Raw genomic sequence first — 22,498 nt, 5'->3', positions numbered from 1 at the left:
GGCGGGGCGAGCACGTCGCCGAGCCCGTCGCGGGCCGGCTCCACGGGTGGGGCGGGTACGCCCAGGATGGTGTCGAGCGAGGCCAGCGACCCCTCGAACGGTGTGCCGATGAGCAGCGCGGTGTCCAGGACCGGCAGCCGAAGGTCGAGGATGACCGTGCCGTTGGCGTAGTCCCCGCGCACCGCGTTGCGGTAGGTGTCCAGCGGGAACGGGAAGGTGGCCAGGTAGCGCGGGGACTCGGTGAGCGAGTCCCCCGAATCCGCCAGTCCCTGCAGGACGGGGTCGAGGGACTCCAGACCGGCACGGAGGTCACCGCCGGAGGCCTCGACGACACGGCCCGCGGTCGCGGTGACGGTGTCCACCGCGCGGGTGGCCTCGACGAGCCGCTGCCGCCGCTGCGCGAGGACCTGGAGTGCGGGCCCGAGGTCGGCGACCCCGCCCTCCACCTCGTCGCTGCGCACCGCGAGTTCGGTCGAGAGCCCCTCCAGTGCCTCCAACGCCTCCACGATGTCCTCCTTCTGCGCCTCGAGCCCGGTGAGCAGCTCGCTGAGGCGTCCCACCACCGCCCGGACCTCGTCGGTGCGGCCGGTCATCGCGACGTCGAGTTCCCCGAAGACCTCCGCCGCCTGGGCCAGGCCGCTGCCGCCGAGTGCCGCCGCGAGCGTGGCCAGCGTCTGCTCGGTGGTGGGGTACCCGCCGCTGCGTTCCACCGGGACGAGGTCGCCGTCGGACAGCGTGCCCTCGGCGGGTTCGCCCGGAGGTGCCGACAGCTCGAGGTGGGACGCACCGAGGAGACTGCTCTGCCCCACCCGGGCCGTGGCGTTGCGCGGCAGGCGGACCTCCCCGTCGAGGTCGATCGTCACCTCGGCGAACCCCGGGCCGAGGCCGATGTCGGCGATGCGGCCCACCGTCACGTCGCCGACCCGGACACGGGCATTGCGGTCCAGGGTGGTGGCGTCGGCGAGCTGCACCGTCACCGAGTAGCCGTCCGGCCCGCCCCCGGCCGTCCCGGGCAGCGGGAGACTGTTGAGCCCCTTCCAGTCGCAGCCGCTCATCGTCGTCGTCGACACCACCAGCAGCGCCGCGCCCACGGCGCGCCGCCCGGTCACCGGACGCCCTCGGTGAGCAGGTCGGTCACGCCGACGCGACCGTCCGCCGGGCTGGTGGCGACCGGTGCGCCGTCGGCGGGGGCAGCGGGCGCGGGCGCAGGGGCGGGCCGCAGATAGTCGTGGGTGTAGTCGAGCTGGTGCGGCAGCGCCCCGACGCCGCGGCTGGGGTTGATTGCCACGGGCGGGTAATCCACCGCCAGCGCGGTGAGCGTGGGGCCGAGCAGTCGCACGCACTCCTCGGACGCGGTGTGCACGTCGGTCTCCTCTGCAGCGGCCAGGGCGGAGCAGATGAACTGCATCGGGTTCGCGAAGTTGGTCAGCGCGAGGGACGAGATCACCGCGTTCTGCGACGGCTGGTAGATCCCCTGCAGGTTCGACAGCGCGGTGGGTGCGACGTGCAGGATCTGGGCAATGTCGTCGCGCTGCTCGGCCAGCACCGTCAGCAGGTCGGTGGTCGTCCGGGCGGTCTCGATGCCCACCTGCCGGTTGTCGCGGACGAAGTCGCGGACCTCGTCGACGGCCAGATCGAGCTCGGTGAGCGCCGGGCCGATCTCCCCCCGGCCGCGGGACACCGAGACGGTCACCGCCGCCATCACCTCGTTGAAGGTGGTGATCTGCTCGCCGGAGCCCTCCATCGCGGCGGTGAAGGCCTCGAGGTTGCGGACGGTGGCGAAGAGGTCGTCGCGGCCGTCGGAGACGGTCTGCAGCGCCGCGCTGAGCTGACGGACCGTGTCGCGGACGTCGTCACCGCGATCGTCGAGCACCTCGTCCGCGGCGGCCACAGCGGGTGGTCCGGTCGACCCCGATCGTGGCCCCCTCCGGTAGCGGGGCGGGCGTGCCGACGGCGACCGCGTGACCCAACCATACCTGAGGGTATTGTCGTGCGGGTGGGCTAGGTCACAGTGTGCTCCGGGCTGCCGTACCGCGCGTGCGAACGCGAGGGAATCCGTGCCCGCGGCTGCTCGTTGCGATGGCGTCTCGCCCTCGCCGCAGCCCCATCTCGCCCACAGCCGCGCACGAACATGGCGTCTCGCACGCCCCGAAGTGAAGGCGAGACGCCATCGCGAGGAGCGGCTGCGTGGGGGGCGGGCATGCCAACACGCGAGACGCCATCGGGAGGAGCGGCTGCGGACCGGGAGGCCGGGCGGCCGGGCGGCCGGCGGCACCAGGCATGCCGGGAAATGCGGGAAGGCCCCGCGTCCGGATAACCGGTCGCGGGGCCTTCAGCCGAGCTGGTGGCGTCTCAGCCGAGCAGATCAGCTCGCTGCGGAGTCGGAACCCGCCTCGAGGAGCTTGGAGATCGCCGACGGATCGACCGGGATGCCGGGGCCGGTCGTCGTGGAGATGGTGACCTTCTGCATGTAGCGGCCCTTGGAGGAGGACGGCTTGAGGCGCATGACCTCGTCGACCGCGGCCTGGTAGTTCTCCGTGAGCTGCTCCGTGGAGAAGGAGGCCTTGCCCACGATGAAGTGCAGGTTGTTGGCCTTGTCGGTGCGGAAGGTGATCTTGCCGCCCTTGATGTCGCCCACGGCCTTGGTCACGTCCATCGTGACGGTGCCCGTCTTGGGGTTGGGCATGAGGCCACGCGGGCCGAGCACGCGGGCCACACGGCCGACCTTGGCCATCTGGTCCGGGGTGGCGATCGCGGCGTCGAAGTCGAGCCAGCCGCCCTGGATGCGCTCGATGAGGTCCTCGGAGCCAACGACGTCGGCGCCGGCGGCCTCGGCCTCGGTGGCCTTCTCGCCCGCGGCGAAGACGATGACGCGGGCGGTCTTACCGGTACCGTGCGGAAGGTTCACGGTGCCACGGACCATCTGGTCCGCCTTGCGGGAGTCGACGCCAAGTCGCATGGCGACCTCGACGGTGGCATCCATCTTCGTCGAGCCGGTCTCCTTGGCCAGGGCCAGGGCGTCCAGAGGCGAGTACAGCTTGGTGCGGTCGACCTTCTCAGCTGCGGCCTTGAAGGCCTTGCTGTTCTTGCTCATGTCAGTTCCATTCCTGCCGCGTCTTCACGCGCGACGGTCGGGTGTGGTGCGGGCCTGAGCTGCCCTCCCACAGATGTTCGGGGGGTGGAGGTCAGGCCTCGACCGTGATGCCCATGGAACGGGCGGTGCCGGCGATGATCTTCGCGGCCTGGTCGATGTCGCTGGCGTTGAGGTCCTCCAACTTGGTCTGCGCGATCTCGCGGACCTGGTCCATGGAGACCTTGCCGACCTTGGCGGAGTGCGGGGTGCCGGAGCCCTTCTGCAGGCCGGCGGCCTTGAGCAGGAGCTTGGCGGCCGGCGGCGTCTTCAGCTTGAAGTCGAACGACCGGTCCTCGTAGACCGTGATCTCGACCGGCACGACGTTTCCGCGCTGGTTCTCGGTGGCGGCGTTGTAGGCCTTGCAGAACTCCATGATGTTGACACCATGGGCACCCAGAGCCGGACCGACCGGCGGGGCCGGGTTGGCTGCGCCGGCCTGGATCTGGAGCTTGATGAGCCCTGAGACCTTCTTCTTCTTCGGAGGCATCGTCTTCCTCAGTCTTCCTGATTCTTCGACTGGATCTCGGCTCCGCGCTGTACACGCGGGAGGCCGACTGTCGTGTGCGCCCGCCTCCCCTGCATGACCCCCGGAAGGGCACGCGGGAACACAGGCGCAACCTTGGAGAGTCTACGCGCGCGGCCGGTCGGAACCCTAATCGCCGACACCGGCCATGCTGAGAGACGAGCGACCCGCCCCACGCCGGGCGCGGGACGGGTCGTCGTGGGAGTTCTGCGGGTCAGTCGATCTTCTCGACCTGGGTAAAGCCGAGCTCCACCGGCGTCTCGCGACCGAAGATCGACACGAGGACCTTGAGCTTCTGCGCGGCCGGATCAACCTCGGAGATGGACGCGGGCAGCGTGGCGAACGGGCCGTCCATGACGGTGACCGACTCGCCGACCTCGAACTCCACCTCGACGGCCTGCGGGGCGAAGCCCTGGTCGTCGGCGGTGCCCGCGGCGGCGGACTTCTTCTCCGGCTTGGGGGCCAGGAACTTGGCCACGTCGCTCAGCGAGAGCGGGGTGGGCTTGCCGGCGGCGCCACCGGTCGCGCTGACGAACCCGGTCACGCCCGGGGTGTTGCGCACGACGCCCCAGGACTCGTCGTCGAGTTCCATACGCACCAGCACGTAGCCGGGCAGGACCTTGCGGTTGGCGACCTTCTTCTGGCCGTTCTTGACCTCGGTGAACTCCTCGACCGGGACCTCGACCTGGAAGATCTTGTCCTCGGCACCGAGGGTCACGGCGCGGGTCTCGAGGTTGGCCTTCACCTTGTTCTCGTAGCCGGCGTAGGAGTGGATGACGAACCAGTCGCCGGGAAGCTTGCGCAGCTGACGCTTGAAGGCGATGATCGGGTCGATCGCGGGCGCGGCCGCCTCGTCGGCCGCGGCCGCCTCCTCGGCCGGAGCCCCCTCGGGCTCCTCGTCGGAGGTCTCGAGCGCGGACTCGGCGAGCTCGTCCTCCGCAGCGGTCTCGTCGCCCTCGGGGACGGTCTCACCCTCGACGTCCTCGTCGAGCTCGGTCTCGACCGCGTCGGTGGCGGCGTCCTGGTCCAGCTCGGCGCCTGCCGCGACGGTGTCGGCGGCGTCAGCCTCGGCGTCGGCGTCGATGGTGTCGGCGTCGATGGTGTCGGCGGGGTCCGCAGCCGTGTCACCGAGCACCGCGTCCGCCTCGGTCGCGGCCTGCTCGGCGCCCTCGGCCTCGGGGCTCTGATCGATGTCGCTCACGGAAATGCGGTCCTCTCGAAGTTCGGCGGTCCGGATCTCGCCCCGGACCCCAGCGGCAGGTCTCTAGCGGTCGAAGACGAGCTCGACGAGCTTGCCCGCGCCGAAGTCGACGCCCGAGACCAGCGCGGTCATGAAGATGAGGAACAGGAACACCACGATGGTGTAGGTGACCATCTGGTTGCGCGTGGGCCAGATGACCTTGCGCAGCTCCTCGACGACCTGCCCGATGTACTGGAACGGATTCGTGCGGGCGCTCCGCGTGTCCTCCGGCTTGTCCGCGTCCGTACGGACCCGTCCGGCCACGGCGGTGTCGCCGCGCCCCGCCTTGCCGGTGGGGACGGCGGCAGCGGCGTCGGAATCGCGGACGCCGTTGACGTCGACGTCGTCGTCGCGATCCTGGCTCACGCGGCTACCTCCGGGTCGTCTGGTGTGCGGTAAGTGCAGGGGCGACAGGACTTGAACCTGCAACCTGCGGTTTTGGAGACCGCTGCTCTGCCAATTGAGCTACGCCCCTTCGGCCGGTCTCCCGGCCACCCGTGCCCTCCCGCGCCTGCGGGCCGCACGAACGCCTCGACTCTACAGTGTCGGCGACTGCCTGGCGGCAGCGCGGTCCGCGACCGCGTTCGGTCGGGCGTCCCAGTGTACGACAGGCGGCCGGTGGCCCGAAATCGCGCGGCGTCACCCCGCGAGCGAGACCGTGACGATCGCCTTGCCGAACACCTTCGCCCCGTCGCAGGTCACCGCGAGGGCGACGTCGGCGGTCGACCCGTCGTCGGCCACCTTCTTCACCGTCCCCCCCACCTCGAGCCGCGCCGGCGCGTCGGCCGGGACGACCACGGGCCCGGCGAACCGGAACGAGGTCGCCAGCACGCGGTCGGCGCCCCCGGCCCACTCGGCCACGACCCCGATCGCCAGCGCGGAGGTGAGCATCCCGTGCGCCACCACCCCGGGCAGACCGAGCGCCTGCGCCGCGGCGTCGTCCAGGTGGATGGGGTTGTGGTCCCCCGACGCCTCGGCGTAGCACCGCAGGTCGTCCCGCGAGATCGGCAGGGTCCGGGACGGCAGGACCTCCCCGGCGGCAGTGGTCCTCGTCGTCGTCGTCGTTTCCTGTCCGTCCTTCTCCCGCCCGGTCATTCCTCCACCTCCGCGGTGAGCAGCGCACTGGTCAGGGTCTGGACGGGCTCGCCGTCGGCGTCGCGCAGCACGGTGTCGAACCCGATCATCCGCCCGCCGCGCGCCGACCGTACCCCGGTGACCGTGGCGGTGGCGGTGAGGACGTCGCCGACACGGATCGGCCGGTGATGCTCGCTGGACTGCGCGGTGTGGAGGGTGCGCGCGAGATCGATGCGCAGCGCGGGGTGCTCCATCACCGCGCGTTGGACCGGGGCGGTCAGGGCGGCCGCGAGGGTGGCGGGGACCTGGTCGGTCGGCGCGCCCACCGCCTCGGCGAAGCGCGCCACCACCGTGTCGGTGACCGTGACCGGATCCCCGACGACGACGAGGTCATCAGCGTTGTCTGTGCTCACAGGCGCCGACGGTACCCGAGGGCGTGTCCGCCGAACCGCTGATACGAGTCGCCCCCGCCTCCTACGGTGGAGGCAGTCGAGCAGGGAGTGCGATGTGAGCCACGACGAGCCGGCCCCGCAGGCCGGGCAGGAGCAGGGTGGACAGGAGCAGGGTGGGCGGTCACCGGCCGGACCCCGCGGTGACACCCCCACCCCGGTGGAGGGGCACGGCGGATCCCACGCCACGGCCGTCGCCGCCGCCCACGGGGTGCGGACGATGTTCACCCTCTCCGGGGCGCACGTGTTCCCCATGTACGACGCCGCGGAGAAGGAGGACCACGGCGTCGCACTGCTGGACGTGCGGCACGAACAGACGGCAGCGTTCGCCGCCGAGGCCACCGGCAAGCTCACCCGCACCCCCGGCCTGGCCGTCCTCACCGCCGGCCCGGGCGTGACCAACGGCGTGTCCGCGCTGGCCCAGGCCTCGTTCTCCGGCGCCCCGATGGTGGTCCTCGGCGGACGCGCACCGGCCGGCCGCTGGGGCACCGGCAGCCTGCAGGAGTTCGACCACGTCCCGGTGGTGCGGTCGGTGACCGTGTCCGCCGAGACCGCCCGCGACACGGCCGATATCGCCGCCGCCACCCACCGCGCGTTCACCGCCGCCCGCACCGCGCACCGCGGGCCGGCGTTCCTCGACGTGCACATGGACCACTTCTTCGACCGGTGCGACTCCGTCCGGCCCGGACCGGGGCGGGCCGGCGACGGCTCCCCCGCCGCCGCGCCGGACCGCTCCCCCGACACCGACGCCGTCGACCGGATCGCCGACCTGCTCGTCGGCGCCGAGCGTCCCGTGCTGGTGCTGGGCTCCGACGTGTGGGCAGATCGCGGCGAAGACGCAGCGCTGCGGTGCGTCGAGTCGCTGGGCCTGCCCGTCATCCCCAACGGCATGGGCCGCGGGATCGTCCCGGCCGGGCACCGGCTACTGGTGACCAAGGCGCGCGGGACGGCGTTCGGCGCGGCCGACGTGGTGCTCGTCGTGGGCACGCCCCTGGACTTCCGGCTCGGCTACGGGGTGTTCGGCGGCAAGGAGGGCGCGACGCCGGCGAAAGTGGTGCACATCGCGGACTCCCCCGGGCAACTCGGCCACCACGCGTCACCGGCCGTGGCCACCGCGGGCGACCTGGGGCTCGTGCTGGACGCGGTCGTCGAGGCCGTACAGCGCCGATCGGGGGCGGCGCGCCCGGACTGGTCGACCTGGGCGACCACGCTGCGGGAGAAGGCCGATGCCACCCACGCCGCCGACCTGCAGCTCCTGGGCGCCTCGGCCGACCCCGTCCATCCCGCGCGGATCTACGGCGAGCTGCTGCCGCGCCTGGCCGAGGACGCCGTGGTGATCGGCGACGGCGGCGACTTCGTCTCCTATGCCGGCAAGTTCATCGAACCCGCCCGGCCGGGCAACTGGCTGGACCCCGGCCCGTTCGGGTGCCTCGGCGCGGGACTGGGCGCGGCCATCGCGGCCCGCATCGCCCGACCGTCCAGTCAGGTGGTCCTGCTGCTGGGCGACGGTGCTGCGGGGTTCTCCCTCATCGACGTGGACACCCTCGTCCGGCACCGACTGCCCGTGGTGATGGTGATGGGCAACAACGGGGCGTGGGGCCTGGAGAAGGGCCCCATGCAGATGCTCTACGGCTACGACGTGATCGCCGACCTCGCGCCGCGGACCCGCTACGACGAGGTGGTCAAGGCCCTCGGCGGGGCCGGCGAGATGGTCACCGATCCCGCGCGGATCGGCCCGGCGCTGGACCGGGCGTTCGCCAGCGGGGTTCCGTATCTGGTGAACGTGATAACTGATGTAGGGGCCATGTACCCGCGAGCGACGTTTGGAGTCTGAACCGACGTGATCAACCCCGATTTCCCGCTGTGGCTCCGTGCCTCCCACCTGATCAACTTCATCCTGATCGGCATGCTGCTGCGGTCAGGATGGGAGATCCTGGCCTCGCTGCCGCGACTGTGGTGGCGCAACGACTGCAAGCCCGGGACCGAATGGCTGCGCTTCACCAGGCGCAAGCTACCCGAGAAGGAAGGCGTCTACACCTCCCTGATGGACGAGAAATCCCTGTCACCGTTGATCGGCCTACCGGGTCGGGAGAACATCGGGCTGGGCCGGCACTGGCACGGGATCTCGGTGATGCTGTGGGTGCTCAACGGCCTGGTGTACGTGGTGCTGCTGTTCGCGACCGGACTGTGGCGCCGCATCATCCCCACCTCGTGGAGCGTGTTCGGCGAGGCGTGGGAGTCGATCCGGATGTACCTCGGGTTCCGGGCTCCGGCGATCGAACACTTCGACCCGTATGACGCCGCACAGATGCTGGCCTACACCGCCGTCATCTTCATCCTCGCTCCGCTGCTCATCCTCACCGGCGTGGCCATGGCGCCGGCGGTGCGCTCGCGGTTCCCCTGGTACGTCAAGTTCTGGGGCGGCCACCAGGGCGCCCGGTCGCTGCACTTCATCCTCATGGTGCTCATCTCCGCGTTCATCGTCATGCATGTCGGGCTGGTGTTCCTGGTGCACGCCGAGCACAACGTCGTGCACATGGTGTTCGGCACCACCGACACGGCACGATCCGCCCAGGCCTTCACCATCACGATCGCCACCGTCGTGGCCGTGGTCCTGTTCTGGATCGCCCTGAGTTACTGGTCGCTGGCCGACCGCGCCCGGGCACAGCGGTTCACCGCCGGGGTGTCCGAGATCGGCCGCCGCCTCTTCCTCAACCGGATGCGACCGCGGATGGGGCGGCAGAACACCTACACCGACGACGACATCTCCGAATTCCACTGGACCAACGGCCTGCCGCCCACCGAGGACGAGTCGCCGGAGTGGGTCGAGGCTCGCGACGATGCCTGGCGCGGCTATTCCTTGACCATCGGCGACGACCTCTCGGGCGCCGAGAAGACCCTGGCCCTGGACGAGCTCACGGAGCTGCCGCGCACCTCTTATGTAGCGGTGCACACCTGCATGCAGGGCTGGTCCGCCACGTCCCGGTGGACCGGCGTACGACTGCGGGATCTGCTGGAGGTCCTCGGCCCCCAGCCGGAGGGAGCCCACTACGTGCTGATCGACTCCTACGGTCTGGCCCAGAAGATGTATGACAACCGGCCGCGGGAGCCGTTCTACGCGGTACTCGACCTCGACACGGTCTACGAGGACGACACGATTCTGGCCTACGAGCGCAACGGAACCCCTCTCGAGACGCACCTCGGCGCCCCCGCCCGCCTGCGGGTGGAGTCAAACCACGGCTACAAGCACGTCAAGTGGGTGCGCTCGATCCGGTGGATAGCCGACTACGCGGAGTACGGTGACGGCCGAGGCGGGACCCGCGAGGATTCCGCGCTGCAGGCGTTCAACGGAAGGATCTGACGTGTCCCACATCGTCTCGTGCCGCTTCGAGGTCAGCGGCGTCCGGAACGACAGGGACGTCAAGAAGGCCCTCCAGGCGCTCTACGACATCTTCGCCGAGCACGGACTGGGCCAGGCGACCTTCGAACTCACCGGGGCCGAACACGCGCAGCTGTACGTCAAACACCCGGACACGGTCCGCCCGGACCCGGCGATCATCGAGAAGGCCCTCGCCCGCGCGGGAGACTTCCGGGTGGTCTCTACCCATCTGCACTCCTCGAACTGAATCGCTGCACCGATGTCCCGAAACCCGGTCCGGCGCAACTGCGCACACCCGCACTCCTGCTCGGACGAGACCCGGCTGCGGGTACTAGCCGATGCCCCACTGACCCGGGAGCTCTCACCTGATGACCGGCGCGACCTCAACGGGCACCTGACCGCCTGGTCCTGGGCCGAGGGCGATCCGATGGTGCTCGCCGGGGATGAAATCCCCGGTTCGTATCTCGTCGTCTCCGGACGCGCGCGGGTTACCCGGGACACCGCCGATGGCCGGGAGCTCACCGTGGACATCGCCGCCCCCGGAGACACCGTGGGGCCGTTGCACACGGAGGCTGCCGTCGCGACCGAGTCCGCCTGGGCGATGGAGACGACCTGTGCGCTCTTCCTGCCCGCTCACGCGCTGGCGGAGGTGGTCGGCGACCACCCGAGCCTCGCCCTGGGCCTGATCCGAATGCAACAGGATCGGCTCGCGCAGGCCCGGGAACAGGAGATCGGGCACACCACGCAGTCGGTGGAGCAGCGGGTCGGCTCGACGCTGCGGTACCTCGACCGCAAGCTCGGAAGCCTCCAGCGGGACGGCTCGAGTCTCCTCCAGGTCCGACTGCGCCGCGACGACATTGCGGGGATGGCCGGCACCACAGTGGAATCCGCCTCGCGCGCGATGGCGCGGATGAAGAAGGCGGGCGTCATCGACTCCGGCCGCGAATGGGTCTCGGTCCTCGACCGCGCCGCACTCGAGAGGCTGATCGCGGGCGATTAACTGGTCGGCGCCGCTTTCCCGCTGATTGATTGGCGTCAAGGAAGTCCTGTCCGGTTGCTCCTAGGTTCGGAGATGCACGTAAGGAACGTGCACCGTTCCCCCGAGGAACAGCAACCGTAGAGGAGCTGGGATCACCATGAGTGTCCGCGAACAAATCAAGAGCATCGTTCTGCGTTCGGATGAATTCTCGTGCCCGTCGTGCATCGCGAAGATCGAGAACAAGTTGAACGGTCTGGACGGTGTCGAGTCCGCGGAGGTCAAGTTCGCCTCCGGACGAGTACTGGTCGACTACGACCCCGCGAAGGTCTCGGTGCGTGATCTCGTCGCAGCGGTCGCCGAGGTCGGCTACGCGGTCAAGCCGTCGGCGTTCTGACGCGACGACACCGACCGCACTTCGACGAGCGAGGAGACAGGACAATGCTGAAATCATGGAAGACCTGGGGCGTGGTGGCGGCCTCCGGCCTGCTCATCGTCGCCTCGTGGCTCGTCGGCCGACTCACCTCGGCCGACGCGGTGGCGGACGGATTGATGATCATCGCCGCTCTCGTGGCCGGCTACCGGATCGCCGTCTCGGCGGTCCAGGCCCTGCGGATCCGGATGATCTCGATCGACCTGTTGGTCGTGGTCGCCGCGGTCGGGGCCATGTTCATCGACAACTACTGGGAGTCTGCGGCGGTCACTTTCCTCTTCGCCCTCGGCAAGGCCCTGGAGAAGGCGACTCTCAACCGCACTCGCCGGGCCCTGTCCGACCTCGTCGACTCGGCGCCCGAGACCGCCACCATCCTTCGTGACGGCGAGCCGGAGACCGTCGAGGTCTGGGAACTCGAACCCGGCGACCTCGTGCTGGTGCGCAACGGGGAGCAGGTCCCCGTCGACGGCCGGGTGCTCTCCGGCAACGGCGGCGTGGACGAGGCCACCATCACCGGCGAGTCCGTCCCGGCCGAGAAGTCCGAGGGCTCCGAGGTGTTCGCCGGCACCTGGCTACGGTCGGGAGTCCTGCGTATCGAGGCCGTCGGCATCGGTGCCGACACCACCCTCGCCCGGATCGTCCACCGGGTGGAGGACGCCCAGGACGACAAGGCCCGCACCCAGACCTTCATGGAACGGTTCTCGACCTGGTACACCCCCGCCGTGATGATCTCGGCGCTGGTGGTGGCCCTGATCCCCTGGTCGTTGGTCGCCACCATGGGCAACATAGAGCTCGCGCTCACCCTCCTGGTGATCGGCTGCCCCGGCGCCCTGGTGATCTCGATCCCCGTGTCGATCGTCGCCGGGATCGGCCGCTCCGCCAAGGACGGTGTTCTCATCAAGGGCGGCGAGTACCTCGAGAGTGCGGCCCGGGTCGACGCGGTCGTCGTCGACAAGACCGGCACCCTCACCAACGGTCGGCCGGTCCTGACCGACGTGGACGTGCTCGACGACGACTATTCGCGTGAGGACGTCCTGAGGCTGGCCGCCCGAGCCGAGACCGCGTCCGAGCATCCGCTCGCCGAGGCGATCATCTCGGGTGCCCGGGAGGCGGGACTGGAGATCGACCTGGTCGAAGCGGCCGAGCCCGTCGCCGGCAAGGGCATCCGCGCCGAGGTGGATGGCCGAGTGGTCGCGGTGGGCTCCGCGGATCTACTCGACCACCGGCCTGACAACGCACGGATCCTCGAACTCAACGACCAGGGCAGGACCGCGATGTTCGTCGGGGTCGACGGACGGGCGGTCGGGATCGTCGCCGTCGCCGACACCATCCGTGACGACGCCCCGGCAGCGGTCAGGGCACTGCACGACGCTGGGATCAGGGTCGTCATTGCGACCGGCGATGCCCAGCGGGTGGCCCGCAATGTCGGCGCCGAACTCGGGGTCGACGAGATCCGTGCCGAGCTCATGCCGGAGGACAAGGTCGAGATCGTGCGCGAGCTGCAGTCCCGCGGCCACACCGTGGCCATGGTCGGTGACGGGGTCAACGACACCCCTGCGTTGGCACTGGCCGACATCGGGGTGGCGATGGGAGCCGCCGGCTCGCCGGCCGCGATCGAAACCGCCGACATCGCGTTGATGGCGGACAGGCTCCCGCGGCTGCCGTACGCGCTCTCCCTGGCCAAGCGGACCGTCCGCACCATGCGACTCAACATCGCCATCGCCCTGGTGACCGTTGCCGCGCTTCTTGCCGGGCTGTTCCTCGGGGGCGTGACCATGTCGATCGGGATGCTGGTCCACGAGGTGTCCGTTCTCGCGGTGATCGCGATCGCGATGCTCCTCCTGCGGCCGACCCTCGAGAAGGACGGAACCGGGATCCCGGGACACGCGGGGGACCTCGTCCTCGGGACCGGAGCACGGGACGTGAGCCGGGTGTGATCAGACCCTGATGCCGTAGGAGTCGAGAAGACGACGAAGGCCGCCCGCGGCGAGCGGGCGGCCTTCGTGTTGAGAGTACCGGTGGGGGGACTCGATCCCCCGACCTCACGATTATGAGTCGTGCGCTCTAACCAGCTGAGCTACACCGGCATGCCCTGCCAGTCGGACGATCGAGCCGCCCCGCACAGTGCGAGCCCCCTGTCGGAATCGAACCGACGACCTTTTCCTTACCATGGAAACGCTCTGCCGACTGAGCTAAGGGGGCGGGCCGCGCTTCGCTGTTGGTCACCCAACCGCTTGGCGCGTAAGCCTTTAGCAGATTACACACACGGCCGAACGCGGCACAAATCGCCCGGTGGGGCGCTGTCCCGCCGGGCCCGCTGGCAGGATGGCCGGGTGCGCATCTCCGTGGTGATCCCCGTCCTCGACGACGCCCGCGAACTCGAGGGCGCCCTGGCTTCCCTCGCCACACAGACGCGGCTGCCCGACGAGGTCGTGGTGGTGGACAACGGGTGCTCGGACGACAGCGTCGCGGTGGCATTGGCCGCGGATGCGCGGATCGGGGTCCGGGTGGCCGTCGAGCCCGTGCGGGGCATCCCCGCAGCGGCCGCGGCAGGCTACGACTCCGCGACGGGCGACATCATCGCCCGACTCGACGCCGACTCCCGGCCCGGACCCGGGTGGCTCGCCCGGATCGAGGCCGCGTTCACCGCCGATCCCGAACTCGTGGCCATCTCCGGCCCAGGCGAGTTCATCGGCTTGGAGGGGTGGCGGGCCCGCGCCGCGAAGCGGCTCTACATGGACGCGTTCTTCGTCTCCGTCGGCGCCGCCATGGCCCACCCCGTCCTGTTCGGCTCGAACCTGGCGATGCGCCGCAGCGCCTGGGAGCGGGTGCGCGACGGGGTCAACCGCACCGACCCGGAACTCCACGACGACATCGACCTGTCGTTCCAGTTCGGCGCCGACGACCGCCTGTTGGTCGACCGTTCCCTGACCGTGGGGATCTCGGCCCGACCCTTCGACGACCCCGCGGCCATGCGGCGACGCTTCTCGCGGGCATTCCGGACGATCTTCCTCAACTGGCGGTCGAGCCCGCCGTCGCGGCGGTGGCTGGAGCGCGTCCAGCGCTGACCCGGCCCGGTCGGCCGAATCAGCCGGTGAGGCGGCGCGGGCTCACGCCCAGACGAGCACCGACCAGAGGATGAGCTGCGTGACGCAGAAGCCGGCCAGCATGTTGAGCACCAGGAAGCGCTTCCAGCCCTCGTTGGTCGCCTCGGCGGTGGCGTCGGTGACCCGCGTGTAGGCGGCCACCGTGGCGAGGTACGGCAGGATCGCGAACGCCGCCCCCGACGCCGGCCACGGCGCGGCGATCAGCAGCACCAGCACCGCCGCGGCGTAGCAGGCCAGCGCGAACCACACGGCTGCCCGGGCACCGAGCACGGTGGCGACCGATTTCAGGCCGGCCTCGCGGTCGAAGCGCACGTCCTGCACGGCGCCGAACGCCTGGGACGCCGCGCCCCACAGCATGAACGCGATGAGGCACGCCCACACCCCGCCGCCGAGGTCCGCGCCGGCGATGGTCCACCCGACGATCGCCGGCGAGACGAAGTGGAACGCCGAGGTGACGGAGTCCACGAACGGGATCTCCTTGAACCGCAGTCCCTTGGCGCTGTAGGCGATCACCGCGAACGCACTCGCCGCCAGCCACAGCGACGACTCGAGCGTCCCGACCACGACGAGGTAGGCCAGGAACGGCACGGTCGTGACGGCCGAGGCCACGAGCGTCGCCGCGTGGCGCGACCGCTCGAGGACCGACCCCTCCACGCCGCCCTTGCGGGGGTTGCGCAGGTCCGACTCGTAGTCGAAGACGTCGTTGATCCCGTACATCGCGAGGTTGTACGGCACCAGGAAGAAGAGCGTGCCGATCACGCCCAGCAGGTCGAACCCGCCCGTGGCCAGGAAGTACGCCAGCGCGAACGGGGCGGCGGTGTTCACCCACGAGACCGGGCGGGACGACCAGAACAGGGTGGTGAGCAGACCCGGTGTCGCGGGCCGCTCGGGGGTGCGGACCTTGTCGTCGTCGTCCTCCCCCGGTTCCGGGGTGCCCGCCAGGGCCGCGTCCCCCCGGCCCGACACCGTCGGGCTGCCCGCCATGGCACCGGCCCGCGAACGGGCGGTGAGCACGAACCACACCGAGGGCATGAACACGGCGACGGCGACGGCGTAGGCGAAGTCCTCGATGGGGGCCACGCCCAGGCGGATGCCGCTGGTCAGCGCATCATCGTAGGCCACGAGCCCGGCGGAGATCATGATGTTGTCGAAGATCGCCGTGAGGACGAGCAGTACCACGAGCGAGCCGCCGACCCCGATCAACCATCGTCGGCGGTCGGCCCCCCGCAGGCGCCACAGCGCGATGAGGGCGGCCGCGATGACGGGGATGGCCATGGTGGCGTTGATGGTCGAGTAGATGCTCACGGCCGCGCCCCCGCCCCGTCGTTCTGGGCGCCGCCGTTCTGGGCTCCGCCGTTCTGGGCCCCGTCGTTCTGGGCGCCGCCGTTCTGTGCGCCGCCTGACCGTGCGCCGCCGGACCGCGCGCCCCGCCGCCGCGAGACATGCTCGACGGCCGTGACCACGCCCGTCGCGCACACCAACGCGAGGTGCGACAGGAACGCGAGGAACACGACCTCCTCGAGCGGGATTTCCGGCGCGACCAGCAGGCCGGTCATGAAGTCGGTCTGGCCGCGGAAGAACACCCCGCTGCGCACCCCGAGGACGTCCCACGTGAGCAGCAGCGCCACCGCCGCGGTCACGGAGAGTGCAGTCGCGGCCGGGGCGCGGAACGCCGCGAGCTTCCAGCGGTGGTCGATGACGAGGATGCCGGCGAACGAGATGACCTGGACCGCCAGGTAGGCCAGCCCGATCACCTCGCCGACACCGGGTCGCCGCCGGCGGGTCCGCCGGACGCGGGCCTGTCGAACACCGTGCCCCCGCCGGGCTCGGCCACGGGCGCGGTACCCGTGTCGCCGCGCACGTGCTTGAGGATCAGCTCGGCGCTGATGAGGCACATCGGCAGTCCGATCCCGGGGATGGTCGACGCGCCGGCGTAGTACAACCCGTCGACGTGCGTGCTGACGTTGCGGGTGCGGAAGAACGCGCTCTGCGCCAGCGTGTGCGCGGGCCCGAGGGCCGTGCCGCGCCACGCGCCGAGGTCGTCCTCGAGATCGGCGGGGGCGATGGTGCGCCGCACGACGATCCGCTCGGCCAGGTCGTCGATGCCGGTCCAGTCGGCGATCTGGGCGATGGCCCGGTCGGCGGCCGCCTCGATCGCGGCGTCCCCCGCGCCGTCCACGCCGCCGTGGCCCAGCGAGGGGTCCGCGGGGATGGGCACCAGGACGAAGAGGTTCTCGTGGCCCTCCGGGGCGATGCCCGCGTCCGGGTCGGTGTCGGTGGCACTGGGGCGGCAGACGTAGAGCGACGCCGGGTCCGGGATGTGGGGCGACTCGCCGAAGATGGCGTCGAACCCCTCCTCCCACCGGTCGGTGAACAGCAGCGTGTGATGGGCCAGCTGCGGGAGCTCACCACGCACCCCGAGCAGCATGAGCAGTGCTCCGGGCCCGGGGGTACGCGAGTCCCAGTAGGACTGTGGGTAGGTGCGGAGGTGCTCGGGGAGCCACCGGGTCTCGAGGTGGTGGAGGTCCGCGGCCCCGACGACGAGGCCGGCCGGCAGCGTCCGCTCCGTCCCGGCCCGGTCGCGCACCCGGACGCCCCTGATCTGCGCCTTCGACCGGCGGGACCCGCGCGCGCGGGCGCCCTCGGATGTGGTGACCAGTTCGATCGCCTCGGTGCCCGTGTGGATGACCACACCCTGCTGCTCGGCGACCCTGCGGACCGCGGCGATCACCTCGGTGAACCCTCCGCGCGGGTAGAGGACACCGTCGGTGAGGTCGAGGTGGCTCATGAGGTGGTAGATCGACGGCGCCAGGTACGGCGAGGACCCGAGGAACACCGCGGGGTAGCCGAGGATCTGCTGGATGCGGCGGTCGCTGAACCGGCGGGCCACGAACGAGTGCAGCGGCTGGACGAGGCGGGCCACCAGCGAACCGGCCCGGGCCACCACGTCGGGGCGCACCAGGGCCGGGTACGAGGTGAAGTTGGTGTAGAGGAACCGCTTGAGCGCGAGGTCGTAGGTCGTCCGCGCCGAGTCGAGGTACCTGCCCAGCACGCGGCCGGCGCCGGGTTCGAGCGACTCGAACAAGGCGGTCGAGGCCGCGCGATCCGAGCGGATGTCGACCGACTCGGGGCGGTTCTCGAAGTACACGCGGTACCCGGGGTCCAGGCGCACCAGGTCCAGCTGCTCGTCGGCGGAGGTACCGCAGAGGCGGAAGAAGTGGTCGAACACTTCCGGCATGAGGTACCAGGAGGGGCCGGTGTCGAAGCGGAACCCGCCCGCCGACCAGCTGCCCGCGCGCCCGCCGACGGAGTCGGTGGCCTCGACGAGCGTGACGTCGCGCCCCTCGTGGGCCAATAGCGCAGCGGTCGCCAGGCCGGCGATGCCGCCGCCCACCACGACGACGGGCCCCTCCGGGGCGTGCCGGCGGCTCATCGGGCCACCGCCCCACCGCGCGCGGCACCGGGGCGGGCGCCGGACCGGCCGCGCCCGGCTGCAGCGCGGCCGATCACCGCGAGCTTCACCGGATCGGGCACCCGCACCCGGCCCGCGCTCACCCCGGATGCCCCGGCCGCCCGTAGGCGATCGTTGAGCTCGGCGAACAGGTCGTGGGCTGCGGCCACCGCCAGGCGGTCGCGGCCCGGGATCCGGTTGATCGCCGCCCGCGCGATGCGCAGGTCCGCGTCCACGTCGTCGGCCAACTCGCGTACGTCCTTCTCCGTCAGTGCCCGCGGGTCACGGCCCGGCAGGTAGTTGCGACCGAGGTCCGTGAAGTCTTCCCGGATGTCCCGGAGGAAGTTCACCTTCTGGAACGCCGCTCCGAGTGCGCGCGCTCCGGCGGCCATCTCGTCGTCGTCACCCAGTCCCCCACCGGCGAACGTCCGCAGGCACATCTCCCCGATGACCTCCGCCGACCCGTGGATGTACCGACGCAGCGACTCCTCGGTGTGTTCGGTGACGTCGATGTCGGCCTCCATCGAGTCGTAGAACGGATCCACCAGGCGCGCGTCGATCCCGAACCGACGCGCGGTGTCGGCGAAGGCGTGCGTCACCGGATCGGGGTCCAACCCGCGCTCGATGGCGCGGTGCGTCCGGCGGCGCGCCTCGGCGATGAGCTCGCGCGCGGCGACCGGGTCGTCCATCGCCCCGTCGACGACCTCGTCCCCGACCCGCGCCCACGCGTAGATCGCGGCGACGTGCGGGCGGGTGGCGGGTGCGAGCAGTCGGCAGGCCAGTGCGAACGACGTGGAGTACCGGCGCAGGATCACCTCGCTGCACCGGCGGGCGGCGTCGGTGAACTCCGCGTGGGGGCTCTGCTGGGTCATCGGGTCCTCTCCAGGGCGGTGGCCAGGTGGGGGCCGAGCGCGGCCCGGACGTCGTGCGGCACGGCCGGGGAGTCCAGCGCGGCGCGGGCGGCGGTGATGAGGTCCTCGGCGATGCCCACCGCGTGCTCGCGGGCGCCGCACTCGCGCAGCAGCTCGCGCGCGGTGTCGGGGTCGGGCGTGTGGCCGTTCCTCGTCGCGGGGTCGGCGGCCGGACGACCGAGGGCGGCGTCGATCCGCGGCCAGGCCTCGGTGGTGGCGGCGTGGGCCAGCAGGACGGTCGGTGCGCGCCGGAGCAGGTCGCCCTCGTTGGACTTGCCGGTCACGGCCGGATCCCCGAACACGCCCAGCACGTCGTCGATCACCTGGTAGGCGGTCCCCAGGTGGCGGCCGGCCTCACGCAGCGGGGGGATGACCTCGTCGGGCGCGCCGCCGAGCATCGCGCCCAGCACGAGGGGCAGGCACACGGAGTAGGCGGCGGTCTTGGCCGCGCCGATCGCCAGCGCGCGTTCCCGGTCGGCGGGCTCGCGCTCGACGCAGCCGTGGACGTCCGCGTACTCCCCGGCGATCGACGCGACGACCGCGCCCTGCACCTCGTCGAGCACACGGTGCAGCAGTGGCGCCGGCACGGGCAGGCGGGCGAAGTCGGCCATCGCGGCCACGAGCAGCAGGTCGCCGCCGAGCAGCCCGCCGACCTGTCCGAGGTGCCCCGCGGCCTCGGTCCCGATCCCCCCGGCGGTGGCCCGCGCGGTGGTGCGGCCCTGCAGGTTGGGCTGGCCGCGGCGCTGGTCGTCCCCGTCCGCCAGGTCGTCGTGGACCAGGAACGCCTCGTGCAGCAACTCCAGTGCCTGGCCCGCGGCGGCCCGCACGGCCTCGTCGGTGCCCCCGGAGGTGGTGTACACGGCGTCGAAGAGCGCGGAACGCATCCCCTTGCCGGAGCGGGTGGTCCGCCCGAGGTCATCGGCCCAGTCGTCCACTGCGGAACCCAGGCCCGCCGGCAGGTCGCCGGTCGTCATCCGATGTGCGGCGGTCATCGAAAGGAGTGTCATGTCCGGTGGTTCGGAGCCGGGGCCGTCGTGGATACGTCTCACCTCGATTCTTCTCGACGAGATGCGGCGTGACAGGTCGTGGGGTCGTGACACTGGGGACCGCGCGAGTTCACATTTTCACGGATTCCCGGGCGACGAGTCCCGAAATGCACGAAGACCCCCGCTTGTGGCGGGGGTCTCCGAGTGCCAGATGATGGATTCGAACCAACGTAGGCTAAGCCGACGGATTTACAATCCGCTCCCTTTGGCCGCTCGGGCAATCTGGCGTGCACCTCAAGGGCGCTACGACACGATACAACGCCTGTGACCCCTGGTGCCAAATCGGGGCACTCAGGGGTGGTGCGGCGGCGACTCCCGGCCCCGCCCGTGGCGGCCTCGCGCCCCGGCCGTGGCGGGTAGCCTGGCCGGGACATCCCCCAACGACAGGAGTACGTCCATGGCCTCGGAGTCCTCGTTCGACATCGTCTCGGAGTTCGACCGCCAGGAGGTGGACAACGCCCTGAACCAGGCCGCCAAGGAGCTGGGCACCCGCTACGACTTCCGCGGGACCGACGCGAGCATCGAGTGGAAGGGCGAGGACGCGGTGGAGATCGTCGCGAACTCCGAGGACCGTGTGCTGGCCGCCAAGGACGTCTTCGTGGAGAAGTTGGTGCGCCGCGGGCTGAGCATGAAGGCGCTCGAGGTGGGCGACCCGATGCCGTCGGGCAAGTCGTTCCGCCTGGTCGGCTCGCTCAAGCAGGGCATCGACAAGGAGAACGCCAAGAAGATCACCAAGCTGCTGCGCGACGAGGGCCCCAAGGGCGTCAAGGCGCAGATCCAGGGCGAGGAGATCCGTGTGTCGTCCAAGAAGCGCGACGACCTGCAGGAGTGCATCTCGCTGCTCAAGGGTGCCGACTTCGAGGTCGCGCTGCAGTTCACCAACTACCGCTGACCCGCCGACGGTGCCGTTCCGCATCGGCGCTGGGCGTCGGCTCCGCGCCGCCTCGGTGGTCGCCGCCGTGGGCCTGTCCTCGCTGGTGGGGTGCGCGTCCGGGGGCGACGACGACGAGGGCACGCAGCAGCTGACCGTCTTCGCCGCCGCGTCGCTCAGCGGAGCGTTCACCGAGATCGCCGAGGAGTTCGAGGCCGCGCATCCCGGTGTGTCGATCCGGCTGGGTTTCGACGGCTCCTCCGGCCTGGTGGATCAGCTGGCCGGCGGTGCCCCGGCGGACGTGTTCGCCTCCGCCGACGTCCGGACGATGGACCGCGCCGTCGCCGAGGGCCTGGTCGCCGGCGAGCCCACACCGCTGGCCACCAACGTGCTCACCCTCATCACCCCGCCCGGCAATCCGGCGGGGATCACCGGTCTCGACGACTCGCTGGACGGCGCACGACTCGTGGTGTGCGCGGCCGTCGTGCCGTGTGGTGCGGCGGCCCGCACGCTGGCGGACGCGGCGGGGATCGACCTGGCCCCGGTGAGCGAGGAGTCCACCGTCACCGACGTGCGCGGCAAGGTCACCTCCGGCGAGGCAGACGCGGGGATCGTCTACGCCACCGACGCCCGCGCCGTCGCCGACCGTGTCGAGCGGGTCCCGATCGCCGGTGCCGACGCGGTGCCGAACGTCTACCCGGTGGCCGTCCTCGACCGCGCCGCGGACTCCGAGATGGCCCGCCTTTTCGTCGACGCCGTCACCGGCCCCGAGGGTCGCGCGGTCCTCGCCGAGTACGGCTTCGGTCCGCCGTGACCCGGCCCCCGCTCCCCCGCTGGCTGCTCGTGGCCGCGGTGCTCGCCGTCCTGCTGGCGGCCCTGCCCCTGGCTGGCCTCGCCGCGCGCGTCCCGTGGGCGCGGGTTCCCGAACTCCTCGGCTCGGAGGCCGCCCGCGACGCCCTGCTGCTGAGCCTGCGGACGTGCGCGCTCTCCACCGTCCTGTGCATCCTGCTCGGCACCCCGCTGGCGGTGGTGCTGTCCCGCAGCAGTGGGCCGCTGGCGGCACTGGCCCGGACGGTCACCGCGCTGCCCATGGTCCTTCCCCCGGTCGTGGCCGGCCTGGCCCTGCTCATCACGCTCGGGCGCACCGGCGTCGTGGGACAGCACCTGTCCGTGCTGGGCATCGAGATCGGGTTCACGACCGCGGCCGTGGTGATTGCGCAGACGTTCGTGGCGATGCCGTTCCTGGTGGTGGCGCTCGAGGGCGCGCTGCGCTCGGTGGACTCCGGCCTCGAGCGGACCGCCGCCTCGCTGGGCGCCTCCCCGACCCGGGTCCTGACGACCGTGACGTTGCCGCTGGTCCTGCCGGCCCTCGTCGCCGGCGCGACCATGTCGTTCGCCCGCGCTCTCGGGGAGTTCGGCGCCACCCTAACCTTCGCCGGTTCCCTGCAGGGCACCACGCGCACCCTGCCGCTGGAGATCTACCTCAGCCGGGAGGCGGACACCGAGACCGCCCTCGCCCTGGCCGTGGTGCTCATCGCGGTGGCCGCCGCGCTCATGGCGGTCTCCGCGCTCGTCGCCCGCAGGGCGGTGGTGGGCCGTGGCTGACCACCCCGACGCGTCGCGTCCCGCCGAGCCACACCCCGCCGAGTCACACCCCGTCACCTCGCACCCCGCCGCGTCGCATCCCGCCGCGTCGCATCCCGCCGCCGAGCTGGACTGCCGGGTCGTCGCCCGCGACGTCGACCTCCACCTCAGCGTCCCCGCGGGCCGCCGACTCGCGATCGTCGGACCCAACGGCGCGGGCAAGTCCACGGCTCTGTCGCTGCTCGCCGGGCACCTGCGGCCCGACTCGGGCGAGGTCCGGCTCCACGGCCGCGTCGTCGGCTCGCCCCGCACCCACCTGCC

24 protein-coding genes and 4 tRNA genes are annotated in these 22,498 nt (G+C 71.3%); 11 read left to right on the top strand and 17 right to left on the bottom strand.

The features are described 5' to 3' along the window. The 9 genes from J1M64_RS16220 to hadA form a co-directional block, all read right to left on the bottom strand. Positions 1-1,109 (bottom strand): MCE family protein (locus tag J1M64_RS16220; RefSeq protein WP_307872471.1); only part of this gene is annotated, 1,109 nt, incomplete at its 3' end. Further along, positions 1,106-1,891, bottom strand: a complete 786-nt coding sequence (locus J1M64_RS16215; protein ID WP_206474846.1) for an MCE family protein — start codon at positions 1,889-1,891, stop codon at positions 1,106-1,108. The genes J1M64_RS16215 and J1M64_RS16220, both read right to left, overlap by 4 nt. A gap of 474 nt (positions 1,892-2,365) precedes the next feature. Beyond that, positions 2,366-3,094, bottom strand: coding sequence for a 50S ribosomal protein L1 (gene rplA / locus J1M64_RS16210; protein ID WP_163375563.1), 729 nt, complete (start codon positions 3,092-3,094; stop codon positions 2,366-2,368). 91 nt (positions 3,095-3,185) lie between these two features. Further along, positions 3,186-3,620, bottom strand: a complete 435-nt coding sequence (gene rplK, locus J1M64_RS16205; protein WP_096907015.1) for a 50S ribosomal protein L11 — start codon at positions 3,618-3,620, stop codon at positions 3,186-3,188. A gap of 250 nt (positions 3,621-3,870) precedes the next feature. After that, positions 3,871-4,857, bottom strand: a complete 987-nt coding sequence (gene nusG / locus J1M64_RS16200; RefSeq protein WP_206474845.1) for a transcription termination/antitermination protein NusG — start codon at positions 4,855-4,857, stop codon at positions 3,871-3,873. A gap of 63 nt (positions 4,858-4,920) precedes the next feature. Beyond that, a complete protein-coding gene (secE, locus tag J1M64_RS16195; RefSeq protein ID WP_096907013.1) occupies positions 4,921-5,262 on the bottom strand; it encodes a preprotein translocase subunit SecE in 342 nt (113 codons plus the stop codon). 36 nt (positions 5,263-5,298) lie between these two features. Next, positions 5,299-5,371, bottom strand: a tRNA-Trp gene (locus J1M64_RS16190). A gap of 164 nt (positions 5,372-5,535) precedes the next feature. Then, complete coding sequence (locus J1M64_RS16185; protein ID WP_206474844.1) at positions 5,536-5,991, bottom strand: MaoC/PaaZ C-terminal domain-containing protein; 456 nt, start codon at positions 5,989-5,991, stop codon at positions 5,536-5,538. Further along, positions 5,988-6,383: a (3R)-hydroxyacyl-ACP dehydratase subunit HadA gene (gene hadA, locus J1M64_RS16180; RefSeq protein ID WP_206474843.1), complete on the bottom strand. Its 396-nt coding sequence runs from the start codon at positions 6,381-6,383 to the stop codon at positions 5,988-5,990. Before hadA ends, J1M64_RS16185 begins: the two co-directional genes overlap by 4 nt. Before the next feature lie 196 nt (positions 6,384-6,579). Here hadA and J1M64_RS16175 point away from each other — a divergent pair, with 196 nt between their 5' ends. From J1M64_RS16175 to J1M64_RS16150, 6 genes are all read left to right on the top strand, one after another. Next, complete coding sequence (locus J1M64_RS16175) at positions 6,580-8,253, top strand: acetolactate synthase (RefSeq protein WP_206475026.1); 1,674 nt, start codon at positions 6,580-6,582, stop codon at positions 8,251-8,253. Between the two features lie 6 nt (positions 8,254-8,259). Then, positions 8,260-9,780 (top strand): molybdopterin-dependent oxidoreductase, encoded by a 1,521-nt coding sequence (locus J1M64_RS16170; protein ID WP_206474842.1) that lies wholly within the window; start codon positions 8,260-8,262, stop codon positions 9,778-9,780. A 1-nt stretch (position 9,781) separates the two neighbouring features. Next, the gene (locus J1M64_RS16165) at positions 9,782-10,045 is read left to right on the top strand and encodes a hypothetical protein (protein WP_067716829.1); all 264 of its coding nucleotides are present in this window, start codon (positions 9,782-9,784) and stop codon (positions 10,043-10,045) included. Positions 10,046-10,057: 12 nt separating this feature from the next. Continuing rightward, positions 10,058-10,798, top strand: coding sequence for a Crp/Fnr family transcriptional regulator (locus J1M64_RS16160; protein ID WP_206474841.1), 741 nt, complete (start codon positions 10,058-10,060; stop codon positions 10,796-10,798). 136 nt (positions 10,799-10,934) lie between these two features. Beyond that, positions 10,935-11,171 (top strand): heavy-metal-associated domain-containing protein, encoded by a 237-nt coding sequence (locus J1M64_RS16155; RefSeq protein ID WP_154829634.1) that lies wholly within the window; start codon positions 10,935-10,937, stop codon positions 11,169-11,171. A gap of 47 nt (positions 11,172-11,218) precedes the next feature. Further along, the gene (locus J1M64_RS16150; protein WP_240341276.1) at positions 11,219-13,144 is read left to right on the top strand and encodes a cation-translocating P-type ATPase; all 1,926 of its coding nucleotides are present in this window, start codon (positions 11,219-11,221) and stop codon (positions 13,142-13,144) included. A 76-nt stretch (positions 13,145-13,220) separates the two neighbouring features. On the opposite strand, the gene J1M64_RS16145 is transcribed toward J1M64_RS16150, so the two are convergent. Both J1M64_RS16145 and J1M64_RS16140 read right to left on the bottom strand, forming a co-directional pair. Beyond that, positions 13,221-13,294 (bottom strand) — tRNA-Met (locus tag J1M64_RS16145). 42 nt (positions 13,295-13,336) lie between these two features. Beyond that, positions 13,337-13,409, bottom strand: a tRNA-Thr gene (locus tag J1M64_RS16140). Between the two features lie 131 nt (positions 13,410-13,540). On the opposite strand from J1M64_RS16140, the gene J1M64_RS16135 reads away from it, so the two are divergent. Then, a complete protein-coding gene (locus J1M64_RS16135) occupies positions 13,541-14,275 on the top strand; it encodes a glycosyltransferase family 2 protein (RefSeq protein WP_206474840.1) in 735 nt (244 codons plus the stop codon). Positions 14,276-14,317: 42 nt separating this feature from the next. Here J1M64_RS16135 and J1M64_RS16130 read toward each other — a convergent pair whose 3' ends face one another. The 6 genes from J1M64_RS16130 to J1M64_RS16105 form a co-directional block, all read right to left on the bottom strand. After that, on the bottom strand, positions 14,318-15,619 hold the full coding sequence (locus tag J1M64_RS16130) for a prenyltransferase (protein ID WP_307872469.1): 1,302 nt from the start codon (positions 15,617-15,619) through the stop codon (positions 14,318-14,320). Next, positions 15,616-16,068, bottom strand: coding sequence for a lycopene cyclase domain-containing protein (locus J1M64_RS16125; protein WP_307872468.1), 453 nt, complete (start codon positions 16,066-16,068; stop codon positions 15,616-15,618). Before J1M64_RS16125 ends, J1M64_RS16130 begins: the two co-directional genes overlap by 4 nt. Next, positions 16,065-17,747, bottom strand: coding sequence for a phytoene desaturase family protein (gene crtI / locus J1M64_RS16120; RefSeq protein WP_206474839.1), 1,683 nt, complete (start codon positions 17,745-17,747; stop codon positions 16,065-16,067). Before crtI ends, J1M64_RS16125 begins: the two co-directional genes overlap by 4 nt. After that, complete coding sequence (locus tag J1M64_RS16115) at positions 17,744-18,637, bottom strand: squalene/phytoene synthase family protein (RefSeq protein ID WP_206474838.1); 894 nt, start codon at positions 18,635-18,637, stop codon at positions 17,744-17,746. Before J1M64_RS16115 ends, crtI begins: the two co-directional genes overlap by 4 nt. Next, positions 18,634-19,668, bottom strand: coding sequence for a polyprenyl synthetase family protein (locus J1M64_RS16110; RefSeq protein WP_227022218.1), 1,035 nt, complete (start codon positions 19,666-19,668; stop codon positions 18,634-18,636). The genes J1M64_RS16115 and J1M64_RS16110 overlap by 4 nt, the downstream gene beginning before the upstream one ends. 199 nt (positions 19,669-19,867) lie before the next feature. Further along, positions 19,868-19,949 (bottom strand) — tRNA-Tyr (locus J1M64_RS16105). A gap of 170 nt (positions 19,950-20,119) precedes the next feature. Between J1M64_RS16105 and J1M64_RS16100 the strand changes: the two genes are divergently transcribed. The 4 genes from J1M64_RS16100 to J1M64_RS20460 all read left to right on the top strand — a co-directional run. Beyond that, positions 20,120-20,614, top strand: a complete 495-nt coding sequence (locus J1M64_RS16100; RefSeq protein ID WP_067716850.1) for a YajQ family cyclic di-GMP-binding protein — start codon at positions 20,120-20,122, stop codon at positions 20,612-20,614. Positions 20,615-20,624: 10 nt separating this feature from the next. Beyond that, the gene (gene modA / locus J1M64_RS16095) at positions 20,625-21,407 is read left to right on the top strand and encodes a molybdate ABC transporter substrate-binding protein (RefSeq protein ID WP_307872467.1); all 783 of its coding nucleotides are present in this window, start codon (positions 20,625-20,627) and stop codon (positions 21,405-21,407) included. After that, entirely contained in the window at positions 21,404-22,198 is a 795-nt protein-coding gene (locus J1M64_RS16090; protein ID WP_206474837.1) for an ABC transporter permease, read from the top strand. Before modA ends, J1M64_RS16090 begins: the two co-directional genes overlap by 4 nt. Continuing rightward, positions 22,191-22,498, top strand: a 308-nt coding sequence (locus tag J1M64_RS20460; protein ID WP_307872466.1) for an ATP-binding cassette domain-containing protein, incomplete at its 3' end; no start/stop codon positions are given. The genes J1M64_RS16090 and J1M64_RS20460, both read left to right, overlap by 8 nt.

This window comes from Dietzia sp. KRD202 (assembly GCF_017168155.1).
GTDB classification, from domain to species: domain Bacteria; phylum Actinomycetota; class Actinomycetes; order Mycobacteriales; family Mycobacteriaceae; genus Dietzia; species Dietzia kunjamensis.
This window is presented reverse-complemented; position numbering and strand designations above follow the sequence as displayed.

What these genes read in the sequence shown, in the direction of transcription:
- rplA (WP_163375563.1), bottom strand. Translation starts at nt 3,094, where the DNA reads ATGAGCAAGAACAGCAAGGCCTTCAAGGCCGCAGCTGAGAAGGTCGAC.
- rplK (WP_096907015.1), bottom strand. Translation starts at nt 3,620, where the DNA reads ATGCCTCCGAAGAAGAAGAAGGTCTCAGGGCTCATCAAGCTCCAGATC.
- J1M64_RS16185 (WP_206474844.1), bottom strand. Translation starts at nt 5,991, where the DNA reads ATGACCGGGCGGGAGAAGGACGGACAGGAAACGACGACGACGACGAGG.
- J1M64_RS16160 (WP_206474841.1), top strand. Translation starts at nt 10,058, where the DNA reads ATGTCCCGAAACCCGGTCCGGCGCAACTGCGCACACCCGCACTCCTGC.
- J1M64_RS16155 (WP_154829634.1), top strand. Translation starts at nt 10,935, where the DNA reads ATGAGTGTCCGCGAACAAATCAAGAGCATCGTTCTGCGTTCGGATGAA.
- crtI (WP_206474839.1), bottom strand. Translation starts at nt 17,747, where the DNA reads ATGAGCCGCCGGCACGCCCCGGAGGGGCCCGTCGTCGTGGTGGGCGGC.
- J1M64_RS16115 (WP_206474838.1), bottom strand. Translation starts at nt 18,637, where the DNA reads ATGACCCAGCAGAGCCCCCACGCGGAGTTCACCGACGCCGCCCGCCGG.
- J1M64_RS16110 (WP_227022218.1), bottom strand. Translation starts at nt 19,668, where the DNA reads ATGACCGCCGCACATCGGATGACGACCGGCGACCTGCCGGCGGGCCTG.
- J1M64_RS16100 (WP_067716850.1), top strand. Translation starts at nt 20,120, where the DNA reads ATGGCCTCGGAGTCCTCGTTCGACATCGTCTCGGAGTTCGACCGCCAG.